General features: G+C 68.7%; 7 protein-coding genes. All 7 read left to right on the top strand.

What is annotated here, in order from left to right; genetic code table 11:
- Window positions 1–212: 212 nt before the first annotated feature.
- The 7 genes from bcsB (at window position 213) to bcsA (ending at window position 13,647) form a co-directional block, all read left to right on the top strand.
- The gene (bcsB, locus tag HV744_RS13810) at window positions 213–2,597 is read left to right on the top strand and encodes a cellulose biosynthesis cyclic di-GMP-binding regulatory protein BcsB (protein WP_175150053.1); all 2,385 of its coding nucleotides are present in this window, start codon (window positions 213–215) and stop codon (window positions 2,595–2,597) included.
- 159 nt (window positions 2,598–2,756) lie between these two features.
- A complete protein-coding gene (bcsZ, locus tag HV744_RS13805; protein WP_425497714.1) occupies window positions 2,757–4,019 on the top strand; it encodes a cellulose synthase complex periplasmic endoglucanase BcsZ in 1,263 nt (420 codons plus the stop codon).
- A complete protein-coding gene (locus HV744_RS13800) occupies window positions 3,998–7,909 on the top strand; it encodes a cellulose synthase subunit BcsC-related outer membrane protein (RefSeq protein ID WP_175150052.1) in 3,912 nt (1,303 codons plus the stop codon). The genes bcsZ and HV744_RS13800 overlap by 22 nt, the downstream gene beginning before the upstream one ends.
- A 32-nt stretch (window positions 7,910–7,941) precedes the next feature.
- Entirely contained in the window at window positions 7,942–10,029 is a 2,088-nt protein-coding gene (bcsE, locus tag HV744_RS13795) for a cellulose biosynthesis protein BcsE (RefSeq protein ID WP_246279032.1), read from the top strand.
- Window positions 10,029–10,235 (top strand): hypothetical protein, encoded by a 207-nt coding sequence (locus tag HV744_RS13790; RefSeq protein ID WP_246279031.1) that lies wholly within the window; start codon window positions 10,029–10,031, stop codon window positions 10,233–10,235. Before bcsE ends, HV744_RS13790 begins: the two co-directional genes overlap by 1 nt.
- Window positions 10,232–11,020: a cellulose biosynthesis protein BcsQ gene (gene bcsQ / locus HV744_RS13785; protein WP_175150050.1), complete on the top strand. Its 789-nt coding sequence runs from the start codon at window positions 10,232–10,234 to the stop codon at window positions 11,018–11,020. Before HV744_RS13790 ends, bcsQ begins: the two co-directional genes overlap by 4 nt.
- Before the next feature lie 131 nt (window positions 11,021–11,151).
- The gene (gene bcsA, locus HV744_RS13780) at window positions 11,152–13,647 is read left to right on the top strand and encodes a UDP-forming cellulose synthase catalytic subunit (RefSeq protein ID WP_175150109.1); all 2,496 of its coding nucleotides are present in this window, start codon (window positions 11,152–11,154) and stop codon (window positions 13,645–13,647) included.
- The last annotated feature ends 39 nt before the right edge of the window (window positions 13,648–13,686 follow it).

The following is a 13,686-nucleotide window of genomic DNA, read 5'->3' as shown; positions in this document are numbered from 1 at the left end:
GCAGGGCCGGACCGCTCCATGTGTTGGCCACGCCCGTCGCCTCGCTCGTCATTCAAGGTTTCTCCAAATCTTCCGTATACAAGGGCAGAGGACCGCGTCGCGGTCGCTAGCAAACCGTTTCCATTTCCGCGCGCTCGTGCGGCAGACCGAATTCGCACAGTGCCCGACGCAGTCAAGGGCGGACGGCCGAGGTCTAACAAGCTGATCTGTTCATGAAACCTGTCGTGCCGTTGTGCCTTTCGCTGACCGCCGCGCTCGGCGCCCTGCATGCCGCTGAATCGGCCGCTGCACCGTCCCTGCCTGCTGCATCGTCAGCGCTCGCGGCGTCGGCGCTTGCTGTTGGCGCGTCGCCTTCGACATCGACGGCTGTCAGCGTGGCCGCCGCCAATGGCGCGAACGCGGCGCATGCGATCAACGCAGCCAGCGCGATCAACGCGGCCAGCACCGCGACAAGCACGCCCGGCTCGACCGCCACGCACCTGTCGTTCGCCGCGTTGGGCGCTTATCAGCCGCTGAATCTGCGCGGGGTCGACGATGCGCGCAGCGTCAGCGTCGGCGTGCGGCTCGACCGCGTGGTTACCGCGGCACGGCTGCGTTTGCGCTACACGTACTCGCCGGCGCTGGTGTTTCCGCTCTCGCATCTGAAGGTGTCGATCAACAACGAAGTGGTCGCGACCGTGCCGTTCGATCGCGAGCACGCCGGGCAGATCGTCACGCAGGAGATCGCGCTCGACCCGCGTTTTCTCACCGACTACAACCAGCTCGGTCTGCGTCTGATCGCGCATTACACGCTCGATCATTGCGAGGATCCGGAAAACTCGTCGCTGTGGGCCGACGTGAGTCCGACCAGCGAGCTGATTCTCGACACCGCGCCGATTCGCTTGCCGAACGATCTCGCGTTGCTGCCCGCACCGTTTTTCGACCGGCGCGACGGGAGCCGGCTGCGCCTGCCGTTCGTGCTGCCGGCCGCCGCCGACGACGCGACGCTGCGCAGCGCCGGCGTGCTGGCATCGTGGTTCGGCGCGCAGGCCGATTATCGTCAGGCGCGCTTTCCGGCGTTGTCCGCGCTGCCGTCCGACACGCACGCGGTGGTGGTCGCGCGTAGCACGCAACTGCCCGCCGATCTGAAGCTGCCGCCGGTCAACGGCCCGATGCTGATCGTCGCCGACAATCCCGCCGCGGCCGGCAAGAAGCTGCTGATCGTGACGGGCCGCACCGCGGCGGAAGTCGACCAGGCCAGCGCCGCGCTCGTGCTCGGCAAGACGGCGATGGCGGGACCGGCCGTGCAGATCGGCCAGATCGACATCGGCGCGCCGCGCAAACCGTACGACGCGCCGCGCTGGCTGCCGGTGGATCGTCCGGTCGCGTTCAAGGAGCTGATCGACGATCCGAACCAGTTGCAGGTGCACGGCAGTGCGCCCGACGCGATCCGTCTGAACCTGCGCGTGCCCGCCGACCTGTTCTCGTGGAACGGCGCGGGCGTGCCGCTCAATCTGAAGTACCGCTACACGGCGCCGACGGTGCAGAACAACTCGGCGCTCGCGGTGCAGATCAATGACCAGCTCGTCAAGTCGTACCGGCTCGCGCCGGCCAGCGCCGACGACGCGCAAGGCCGTCTGCAACTGCCGGTGCTGTCGACTGGCGGCAACAGTTCGAGCAGCGCGCTCGACATTCCGGCGTTCCGGGTCGGCAGCTCGAACCAGTTGCAGCTGCGCTTCAATCTGGATTCGCAGAAGACCGGGCTGTGCCAGTCGGTGGCTTCGAATCCGGTGCAGGCGGCGGTCGATCCCGATTCGACGATCGACTTCTCGGGCTTCGTCCACTACGCGCAGATGCCGAATCTCGCGTACTTCGCGAACAGCGGCTTCCCGTTCACGCGCTATGCCGATCTCGCACAGACGGCGGTGGTGATTCCCGATCATCCCGCGCCTCAAGAGCTGGAAAGCATGCTGACGATGCTCGGCCACATGGGGCAATGGACCGGCTATCCGGCGCTGCGCGTGCAGATCGCGCGGTCTCGCGAGCTCACGCAACTGACCGGCAAGGATCTGCTGGTGATCGGCGGCAACGGTTCGGCGCCGTTGCTCGCGCGCTGGCGTCAGGCGCTGCCGTTGAGCATCGGCGCGGCTTCGAGCGATGGCGCTGCTGACAGCGCGATCACGCGCGCGTCGTTCTCGGTGAAAGAGCAGTGGCGCAACGGCGCGCATCTGCCGGACGGCAGCGCGCGGCTCGAGCGCGATGGTCCGCTCGCCGCGCTGATCGGTTTCGAACTGCCGGGCAGCAAGGGACGCAGCGTCGTCGCGCTGACGGCCACCGATCAGCAGCAGCTGTCGCAGTTGCTCGACATGCTCGAAAAGCCGGACCGCGTCGCGCAACTGCAAGGCGACGTCGCGTTGCTGCGTGGCGGGGAAGTGGACAGCATGCGCGTCGGCGAACCGTATCTGGTCGGCTATGTGCCGTGGTATGCGCGACTGTGGAGCAAGGCGATCCAGCATCCGGTGCTGCTCGGCGTGCTCGGCGCGGTGGCTGGGCTGCTGCTGGCGATCGGCGCGTTCACCGCGTTGCAGGAACTGGCCGCGCGCCGCCGGGGAGTCTGATCGATGACGCCGGTGGAGTGCAAGGCGCCGCTGAGGTGGGGGCGGGGTAACGCGCGGAGGGATGCGGGCTTGAGTGTGGGCCTCAAGGTGGCAGCGATTGTCGCGCGGGCGGTTGGCATTGCGGTGGCCGTGGCGTGCGCGTCGATGGTGATGGGCGTGATGACGCAACGGGCGTTCGCGGCCGGGGTGCCGCGGACGGCCAACACGGGTAGCACAGCCAGCACAGCCAACACAGCCAGCACAGCCAACACGGCCAACACGGCCAACACGGCCAACACGGCCAACACGGCCAACACGGCCAACACACCCGCGTCCGTAGACGCCGCCGCTTCCGCCGCACACTGTGCGCTACCCGCATGGCCGCGCTGGCAGCAGTTCAAGCGCGATTTCATTTCCGCCGACGGTCGCGTGATCGACGTCGGCTCAACCGATTCGCGCACCGTCTCCGAAGGTCAGTCGTACGCGCTCTTTTTCGCGCTGGTCGCGAACGATCGCGCGGCCTTCGACACGATCCTGCAATGGACCGAACAGCATCTCGCGCAGGGCGACCTGACCGCGCATCTGCCGGCCTGGCTGTGGGGCCGCTCGGACGACGGGCAGTGGCAGGTGCTCGACGCGAACGCGTCGTCGGACGCCGATCTGTGGATCGCCTATGCGCTGCTCGAAGCCGGCCACGCGTGGCGGGAGCGCAGCTACACGGCGCGCGGCGCGGTGCTCGCGAAGCGCGTGCTCGATGAGGAAACGGCCAGCGTTCCGGGGCTCGGCCTGACGCTGCTGCCGGGTCCGGCCGGCTTTCATCCGGCGGCGGATGTGTGGCGCGTCAATCCGAGCTATGCGCCGCCGCAAGTGATTCGTGGCATCGCCACGCGGCTGCAGGATGATGCGCGCTGGCCGCGTCTTCTCGCCAGCACCGGTCAGGTATTGACCGACACCGCGCCGCACGGCTTTGCGCCGGACTGGGCGCTGTATCGCGCGAAGCAGGGTTTCGCGCCGGACCCGCAGACCCAGGCCGAGAGCGCGTATAACGCGATTCGCGTGTATCTGTGGGCCGGCATGCTTGATCCGCGCGATCCGCTTGCGCCGACGCTGCTCGCGCGCTTCGCGCCGTTCGCGAACTTCATCGCCGCGCATGGCGCACCGCCCGAAAAAGTCGACACGACGAACGGCAACGCGGGCGTGAACATGGGCAACGCCGGCTTCTCCGCGGCGGCCGTGCCGCTTCTCGACGCGCGCGGCGAGCACGCGCTCGCCGATGCGCAGATCGCGCGCGCGGAACAACTGAATCGCGAGACGGCCGCTGGCTACTACACCAGTGTGCTGAGCCTGTTTGCGTTGGGCTGGCATGACGGACGCTATCGTTTCGCCGCCGACGGCACCCTCGATCCGCACTGGAGTTCGCCGTGTCGCGCCTCGCTTCAATAAGCCGCGCGGTGCGGCTCCTCGTTCTCGCGTGGACGGGCGTGGCGGGCAGCGCGTGGGCGCATTTCGCCGAGCCGGCGCTGGCGCGCGCCGTGGCACCCCACACCGCCGCCACACCCCAGGACGCCGCCGCGCAGCGTCTCTTCGCAACGGCCCGCATGTGGTCGACCAAGCATCGCGACGATCTGGCCTTGCAGGCGATCCAGAAAGCGCTGCTGATCGCGCCCGGCGATCCGGCCTTGCTCGCCGAGCAGGTGCGTATCCAGTTGCGTCTTGGTCAGGCGCAAGCCGCGCAAACCACGCTGACGCGTCTGCGGTCGAACGCGCCGGGCGCAGCGGCGACGCAGCAGATCGAAGATGAATTCCGCGTCGCCACCAACGGCCGCCAGGAACTCGCGACGGTGCGTCTGCTCGCGCGCAGCGGCCAGTCCGCCGAGGCGGCGCGCCGCCTGCGGGCGCTGTTTCCACATGGCGCGCCGTCGGGCTCGCTGGGCGCGGAGTACTACCAGATCATCGCCGGCACACCCGAGGGCCGTGCGCAGGCCATCGGTGCGTTGCGTCAGCGGGTCGCCGCCGATCCGTCCGATGTGGATTCGGCATTGGTGCTCGCGAATCTGCTGAACGAGCGCGGCGATACGCGCGCCGAGGCCAATCGCATCGCGTGGAATCTGGCGACGCGACCCGACTCGGATCGCGCGGCGTCGCTCGACGCCTGGCGTCACGTGCTGCAATCGGCGGGCGCGGACCCGGCGTATCTCGCCGCGTTGCGCGCCTATCTGCAACTCGTCCCGGACGACACCGAATTCAACGAGCGCGTCGCCGCGATCGAAGCCCAACTCGACGCGCAGCGGCAACTCGCACGCAACCCCGACTACATCGCTCAGCAACGCGGCTTGCAGGCGCTCGCGCGCAACGATCTGACGACCGCCGAACCGCTGCTCGCGCGTGCCGCGCAGGCGCGGCCGGATGATGCCGAAGCGCTCGGCGGCCTGGGTCTGGCACGCATGCGGGCAGGGCGGCACGACGAAGCGCACGCGCTGTTTCTGCGCGCGGCGGCGCTGGCGCCGGACAATCGCGCGAAGTGGGAGAGCCTCGCGCGCACCGCGCAGTTCTGGGGGACGCTGGCGCAAAGCCGTGAGGCCGCCGCGGCCGGCCGGCCGCAAGACGCCGAGCGGTTCGCGCGCGCCGCGCTCGCGATGGAGCCCGGCAACGCGGACGCGCAGCTGATGCTCGCCGACGCACTGCTCGCGCAACACGACTGGCGCGCCGCCGAACCGCTGCTGCGCGACTTGCTGGCGGCGCGCGCGCCGAGTGTCGCGGCGCTGCGCAGCACGCAGACGCTATTCGAGAACACCGGGCGCGCGGCGCAAGTCGAGCCGTTGCTCGACGCATTGCAGAGCCGCTTCACCGCCGCCGACGATCGCCAGAGCCTCGCGCAACTGCGCGCCGACCTGCTCACGGGACAGGCCGACCAGCTGCTGGCCGCGGGCCAGCGCGGTCCCGCCGCGCAACGCTACGAAGCGGCCTTGCGCGCCGCGCCCGACGCGCCGTGGACACGTTTTGCGCTGGCGCGTCTGTATCGCGATCTGGGCTTGCCGCAATTGGGCCGCATCGTGATGGACGACGGCCTCGCGGTCGCCGCGTCGCCCGAAATGCGCTACGCGAGCGCGCTGTACCGCAACTCGCTCGACGACGTCAGCGGCGCGCAAGCCGTGCTCGCGCCGATTGCCGAACGCGACCGCACCGACGGCATGCGCGCGCTCGAACGCAATCTGCAAGCACAGCAGTGGCTGGCCAAAGCGCGCGCCGCATTCGCGCTCGATGACCGGGCGGGTGCCACGCGGGCGCTCGACGAAGCCCGCACGCTGGCCGCCGACGATCCGAATCTGCTCGCGGCGGTCGGCGCGACGTGGATCGAGCAGGGTGAGCCGGAGCGCGGCCTCGCGTTGCTGCAGGACTGGATGGACGCGCATGCGCAGCAGACCGACGCCGATGTGCGTCTGCGCTACGGCGATTTGCTCGGCAGCGCGAGACGTAATGCCGAACTCGATGCGTGGCTGACCCAGTTGCGCCACGACCCGCAGATCAAACTGAGCACCGCGCAAAGCGCGCGTCTCGAAGACCAGGCGCTGCGCCTCGCGCTGCGGCAAACCGATGAAGCGCTCGATCGTCAGGATGACGAACAGGCGCGGCGGTTGCTCGCCGGTGTGAGTCCGGCGGGCCGGCGCGACAAACGCTATGCGCTCGAAGTCGCCGATCTCGAACGGCTGCAAGGGCACTACGCGGCCGCGCGCGCCGCGCTGAGTCCGGTGCTGGCGGCGGCGCCTGGCGACCCGGACGCGCAACTGGCCTTAGCCCGTGTGCTGGAGCAGAGCGGCGAGCGCCGGAGCGCGCTCGATCTCGTGCGCAGCGTGCTCGACGGCGCCGCGCCCGACGACATCGATACGCGGCTCTCGGCGGCGCGCCGCCTTGCCGCGTTGCGCCACCCGCAGGAAGCGCAACAGATCACGTCGGCGTTGCGGGTCGCGTACCCGGCGCGGCCGGACGTGACCGTGCAAAGCGGCCGCGTCGCGCAGGACCTGGGGCAGTACGAGCAGGCCGCGTCGTTGTATCGGCTGTCGCTCGCGCAGGAGCGCGCGGCGGGCGTGAGTGCCGGTCCCGACGGCACGCCTGCGCAAGCGGCACTGGCCGATCTCGGGCAGCGCCGCAATCCGGAGATCGAGACCGGCTGGCTGCCCGCGTATAAATCGGGCGATGCGGGTATCTCGCAGTTTCACGCATGGCAGGCGCCGGTGTACGTGCAGATTCCGTATCGCTACAACGGCCATTTTTTTGCGCATGTCGACACCGTGCATCTCGATGCCGGCACGCTCGACGTCAGCGAAGGCAACGCGTTCACGCGCAATACGTTCGGCACGCTGGGCGCCGCGGACAACCTCGCGACGTCGCTCGGCGTTCCGGCGCAGACGATCGCCGCGCAGTTCGCGCGCTTGCCGTATCTGCATCAGCCGGTGACCGGCGTTGCGCTCGGCGCGGGCTATACCTCCGACGCGTGGCGCTTCGACATCGGCACGACGCCGCTCGGGTTCCCCGTGCACTACCTGGTCGGCGGCGCGCGCTATCAGTTCGATGCCGGACCGGCGAGCTTTTCGGTCAGCGGATCGCGTCGTCCCGAGACCAGCAGCCAGCTTTCGTATGCCGGCATGCACGACCCCGTGACCGGCACCGTGTGGGGCGGCGTGCGGCGCGACGGGATCGATCTGCATTCGTCGCTCGACGTCGGCAGGACGAGCCTGTTCGCCGATCTCGGCGCGGGCATGCTGACCGGACGCAATGTCGCGAGCAACCAGGAGATCACGTTGCGCACCGGCTTCACGGTGCCGGTCTATCAGCGCATCAATACGCTCGTGAGCACCGGGCTGGTCGGCAACGCGTGGCACTACACGAACAACCAGCGCTTCTACTCGTTCGGCCAGGGCGGCTACTACAGCCCGCAACGCTATCTGTCGCTCGGCGTGCCGATCGAATGGGCCGGCCGGCATGACGCGCTGAACTGGGACCTGACCGCGACGGTCGGCGTGTCGAATTCGTACGAGAAGAATTCGCCGTACTACCCGAACGGTTTGCCCGCCGGACTCGGTGCGGCGCCGGGGCTCGATGCCCTGGTGAATACAGGCAGCTCGACGCGCGGCGTCGCGTTTTCATACGGGCTCGCCGGCATCGTGCAATACCGGTTCAATCCGTATCTGCTGGCGGGCGCGCAACTGAGCATCGATCGTTCGCATGACTACGCACCGAGTTCCGCGCTGGTTTATCTGCGCTATACGTTCGACGCACGCAAGCAGGACAACAGTCTGTCGCCGAGACCTGTGCGTCTTTACTCCAGCTATTGAACGGCGATGCAACGAGATCAGGGAAACCACGCGTGAGCACCGATTCGAATCCACCCAAGCCGGCGGCGGCCGGCAGCTTCGTGCGACGCTGGCTGCAAGCGTTCGGCCGGACGGGCTCGCAGGCGCATGCGCGACGGCTCGGGCGGCTCGCCGTCGACGCGTTGCCCGACGAATGGGCCGCGCTTGAAACCGGCAAGCTCTACGCGATCTATGCGGCGCCACGCACACCGGGCGCCGATGCGTCGGGCGCCGATGCGCCGGGCGTCGATGCGCTGATCTGGGAGAGCGCGCGCGACGCACAAACGCGCGACGTCACGGTCGTGCTCGCGCGCGAGCGCGCCGACGTTGCGCAGCGTCTGCGCGAACTTGGTTTCAACGCCAACGCGCCGGCCTCGGGCTGGCCGCGCAACCTGAGCGTGCTGGCGATGCCGCCGGCCGTCAGCCGCGCAGCCGATGCAGCGGCGGCAGCGGCGCCGGCGGCCGCGCCGGTCGTGCTCGGCAAAGTGTTCGGCGGTCTGCGCGCGCTCAAGCGCTTCGGGTTTCGCTCGCGTTCGTTGTATTTCGTCGAAGGCGCCGAGCGCTGGTTCAACTGGGTCGACGCCGCCGCGCTCGCGCGCGAAGGCCGGATGCTGGCGAACTGGTGCGCGGCACGCAACATCACGCTGGTGTTGCTGCTAGGTTCGCCGTCGAGCGCGGCCGAGCTCGAGGACGCTGGTTGGCTTGACGCCGGGATCCCGGCGGAAAACGCAGGTGCGCAGGCCGGCCGCAATGAATTCCATGCTGCGTGCTCGGGCGTCGCGCGAATGGAGCGCACGCACGGTGAGTTGTTGTGGCATGTCGACTTCTGGCGCTCGAACCGCTCGCTCGTGACCGGCGAAGTCCGCGCGCTGCGTTTCACCGAAAACGGCCGCCTGAGCGTCGCGCCGGATGCGCCAGGCGGCGGCGTGATGGCGCGCGGCGACGGGCTGCTCGCGCGCGATGAACAGCGGGTCGTGGTCAGCCGCGCGGTGGTGCGCGGCCATGAAGCGTGGGTGCCGCCGCACTGGGAAGTGCTGGCCGATCAGGCGGCGGTGCTGGCCGCCTGCGCCGATGCCCAGGCGGCGACCGTGGTGCTCGACTATGCGGGCGGCGCGCAGCTCGACGCGCTGTGCGCGGCGGTCCATGCGCTGCGCCGTCAGGCGGGCCGCGCGCTGAAGATCGTGATCGTCGAACGCGGGGAAGTGCTGCGCCATCAATACGAACTGCTGGTGCTGACGCTCGGCGCCAACCTCGTGCTGGGCCGCGACCTGCCGTTCTCGCGGATGCAGTCGCTGCTGCAATCGATGCAAGGGCAGCTCCACACGCGTCCGGTTGCGGCCGATTATCGAAGCGCGCTCAGCGCCGCGCTGAGCGACGCCGTGCTCGGCTATCTGCCGCCAGGCGCGTTCTGCGAGCGGGTGCGGACCGTGCTCGATCGCAGCGCGGTTTTGCACTTGCCGCATGTGCTCGTCAAATTGACGCTGCTGCCGCAGTGCGCGCATGTCGACGCGCTGAGGCATTGCGTGCCGCGTCGCGCGGGCGATGTTTTCACGGCCGACGCGTCGCATCTGTACGTGTTCCTGTTCGCCTGCCGACTGGCCGATGCGGATGCCGCGCTCGCGCGAATCTTCGACGTGCCGGTCGAACGGCTCGCGGACGCGCTGCTGCATCTGGCGGAGCAGAGCATCGGCGATGAACTGAACGCGCTGGACGCGGCGAACCGGCGCGCGCGGATTGCTGACTACAGCGATCTGTTTGCGCCGCCGCGGCGGGATGAGCAGCCCGATGCGCAGACGCAGGCTGCGGGCGTTCAAGGGGAGAGGTCGCGAGAGGGGGCGCTGGCGGCGGCTGAGCAACTCGCGATGGTGGAGGAGGCGCTGAGTCACGCGCGTGCTGAAGCTGACGAAGCGCTCGCAGCCGACGACGCCGCTAATACCGAAGCCGCTAATACCACCGAAGCGATGCCGCGCAACGAAACGCTCAAGGGCTTGACGCCGCAGCAAGCTCAAGCCGCGCTACGCCCGGCCACCTCACGCGCGACACCGCCACGCCGCCGCGCCGAACCCTGCGTCATGCCGGTGCGCAACAAGGAGAGCGAGTGATGGAATTTCTACTGACCTGTTTCGCCGCCGGTCTGATCCTCGCGGTCCCGGTGTGGATCGTCTGGCAGCGCGGCAGTGCGCGCCGGGGGCTCGCGGCAATGCGGGGCTTCGATCCGCGCGACGCGGTGCATTGCGACATCGAACCGGTCGCGTTGCGCGCCAGGCTGTTGCCGGACTCACAGAGCGTCGACGAGGCCACCCGATGAAAACGATCGCCGTCGTTTCGACCGCAGGCGGCACGGGCCGCACGACGCTGAGCGCCGCACTTGCGGTGTTGCTCGCGCGGCGCGGCCGCCAGGTGGTCGCGCTCGACTTCGATCCGCAGAACATGCTCGGCGCGCATCTCGGGATCGACGGTTTTGCGCCGGCCGGCATCGCGCAAGCGTTGCTCGACGAGGCCGGCGCGTGGCATACGCATACGTGGCGCAACGCCGAGGGCGTGCTGTTCGTGCCGTACGGCGCGGTATCGCTCGCGCACAGCGCGCGCTGCGATGCGCGGCTTGCCGCCGAGCCGCAATGGCTCGCGAACGCGCTCGCGCAACTTGTTCTGCCGCGCGACGGCGTCGTGCTGATCGACACCGCCCGTTATCCGTCGCAGCAAGCCGATCAGGCCGTGCGTTGCGCCGACCTCGTGTTATGCGTGACGCCGCCCGAACCGGCTGCCTGCGCGACGCTGGTCGCGCAGCTCGATGCACTGCGGCGCGACGGCGCGAATCTCAGGATCATCGTGAACCGGCTGAATCCGGCGCGCGACATGCAGCGCGATGTGCTCGCGATGCTCGCGGCAGCGCTCGGCAACGGTCTGCCGCTCGCGCAGCGCGTGCATCTAGACGTGGCGTTGCCCGAGTCGTTCGCGCGCGGCACGTGGCTCTTCGACGACGCCCCGCATTCGCAGGCATCGCACGATCTACATGGTCTGGCCAACTGGCTCGACGCGTGGGTCGCCGGCACACCGGCGACGGCCGCACGCGGTCACGGTGAGCGGGTATGAGCGGACCGAAGAACGGGCCGATCAACAGGCCAATGAGCAGCCCTGGCAGCGAGCCTGGCGAAGCGCCCGCAATCGAACCCATTGGCGAGCCCATCAACGCTGGCCGCCCGCCGCGCACGCGGCGCCAACGCATGCTCGACTGGCTCGCGCGCGGCCTCGGCGTACCCGCCGGCCGCACGCCGCTCGACTGGTTCGTGCGCCTGTTCTTCCAGCCGCCGGCGCCGGGCAAGCCTGACTACGCGCGCCGCTGGATCAGAACCGCCGTGCTGCATCTGGCGCTGCAATGGGGCGTGCTCGAACCGCATCGTCTGCGCGCATGGCTGTGGCGCGCTTTCGTGCGCGCGCCGCGATTGCCCGAGCAGAGCGGCGCGGCAAAAGTGCGCGCCGCGCTCGACTGGATCGATCGCTGGCTGGTGCCGGTGTTGCTGCGCTGGCGCCGCCTGCGCCGCCGTCTCGAAGCGATGCTGCCGAGCCTGCCGTGGCAGCGCTGGGGCGAGCAACTCGAAGCCGGCACGCAGCGCATCGGCCACATTCGCTGGCTACTGCCGCTCATCGTGCTGGCGGGCGCGGGCTTGTGGACCCTGATCGGCACGTCACCGTTGTCGTCGGGCGGGGAGTTCGAGTTCTTCGCGGTGCTGGTGATCGTCGCGCTGATCTTGCGCCGCTTCCCTGGCCGCATGCCGGTGCTGATCCTCACGACGCTCGCGCTGCTCGCGATGGTGCGCTACGTCTGGTGGCGCGTGACGCAGACGCTGTCGTTCCAGACGCCGGGCGAGGCGATCCTCGGCTATCTGCTGTTTGGCGCCGAAGCCTATACGTGGATCATTCTGCTGCTCGGCTTCGTGCAGACCGCGTGGCCGCTGGACCGCGCGGTCGCCGAACTGCCCGCCGACACCACCCGTTGGCCGAGCGTCGATATTTACATTCCGACCTATAACGAGCCGCTGTCGGTGGTGCGGCCGACCGTGTTCGCCGCGCAAGGCATCGACTGGCCGGCCGACAAGCTGCGCGTGTATCTGCTCGACGACGGCCATCGCGAAGAATTCAGGAGATTCGCGCGCGACAGCGGCATCGGCTATCTCACGCGCGACGACAATCGTCACGCGAAGGCCGGCAACATCAACCGGGCGCTGGAGAAGACGCACGGCGAGTACATCGCGATCTTCGATTGCGATCACGTGCCAACGCGCTCGTTCCTGCAAACCACGATGGGCACCTTTCTGCGCGACGCCCGCTGCGCGATGGTGCAGACCCCGCATCACTTCTTCTCGCCCGATCCGTTCGAGCGCAACCTCGGCACGTTCCGCCGCGTGCCGAACGAAGGCAACCTGTTTTACGGACTCGTGCAGTCCGGCAACGATCTGTGGAACGCGTCGTTCTTCTGCGGATCGTGCGCGGTCATCAAGCGCACGGCGCTCGAGGAAGTGGGCGGCGTCGCGGTGGAGACCGTCACGGAGGACGCGCACACCGCGCTCAAGCTGCACCGGCGCGGCTACACGACCGCCTATCTGCCGACCGTGCAGGCCGCCGGTCTCGCCACCGAAAGTCTCGCGAGCCACATCAAGCAGCGCACGCGCTGGGCGCGCGGCATGGCGCAGATTTTCCGCATCGACAATCCGTTTCTCGGCCGCGGCCTGAGCTTCTTCCAGCGGCTGTGCTACGGCAACGCGATGCTGCATTTCTTCTACGGCGTGCCACGGCTCATCTTCCTGACCATGCCGATGGCGTACCTGTTCTTCCAGATGTACTTCATCAACGCGTCGGCGACCACCATTGCGGGATTCGTGCTGCCGTACATCGTGCTCGCCAACCTCGCGAACTCGCGGATGCAGGGCAAATTCCGCCACTCGTTCTGGGCCGAAGTGTATGAGTCAGTGCTCGCGTGGTACATCGCGCTGCCGACCACCATCGCCTTCTTCAGCCCGAAGCACGGCAAGTTCAACGTGACCGACAAGGGCGGCCGGATCGACGAAGGCTACTTCGACTGGGCCGTGTCGAAGCCGTATCTGGTGCTGCTCGGATTGAACGCATGCGCGCTGCTGGCCGGCGTGTACCGGCTGATGTTCGGGCAGGGCGGCGAGACCCCGACGATCCTGATGAACGTGTTCTGGACGCTCTACAACCTCGTGATGCTCGGCGCGGCGGCGAGCGTGGCGCGCGAGGCGAAGCAGGTGCGCGTCACCCATCGCATCGCGATGCGCGCGGCCGCCACGTTGCTGCTCGCGGACGGCACGACGGTGGCGTGCACTACCAGCGACTATTCGACCGGCGGCCTCGGTCTGGAGGTCGATCCGGCTCTGCAACTCGCGCCTGGCGACAGCCTTGGCGTGTGCCTTAGCCGCGGCGACCGGCAATTCCATTTCCCGGTGTATGTGAGCCGGTTTGTCGGCGGCAACCTGGGCGTGCGCTTCGACGGACTGACGCTCGAACAGGAACGGCAGATGGTGCAATGCACGTTCGGCCGCGCCGACGCGTGGCTCGACTGGGACGAGCAAACCGTCGAGGACACGCCGCTGCGCGGCCTGAAGGACGTTCTGACGATGGGGATCGAAGGCTATTCGAGGCTGCTGGCCGGCGTGCTGCGCGCGTGCCAGTCGCTGCTCGCGCTGGACCGTACACGCTATTAATGCCGCTGGCGTGCGCGCCCGGCCAATAAGAGAAACCTG

It is taken from the genome of Paraburkholderia ultramafica, from assembly GCF_902859915.1.
GTDB lineage: Bacteria > Pseudomonadota > Gammaproteobacteria > Burkholderiales > Burkholderiaceae > Paraburkholderia > Paraburkholderia ultramafica.
This window is presented reverse-complemented; position numbering and strand designations above follow the sequence as displayed.

Coding starts and splice junctions, on each gene's coding strand:
- bcsB (WP_175150053.1), top strand. CDS start 213: ATGAAACCTGTCGTGCCGTTGTGCCTTTCGCTGACCGCCGCGCTCGGC.
- bcsZ (WP_425497714.1), top strand. CDS start 2,757: ATGACGCAACGGGCGTTCGCGGCCGGGGTGCCGCGGACGGCCAACACG.
- HV744_RS13790 (WP_246279031.1), top strand. CDS start 10,029: ATGGAATTTCTACTGACCTGTTTCGCCGCCGGTCTGATCCTCGCGGTC.
- bcsQ (WP_175150050.1), top strand. CDS start 10,232: ATGAAAACGATCGCCGTCGTTTCGACCGCAGGCGGCACGGGCCGCACG.
- bcsA (WP_175150109.1), top strand. CDS start 11,152: ATGCTCGACTGGCTCGCGCGCGGCCTCGGCGTACCCGCCGGCCGCACG.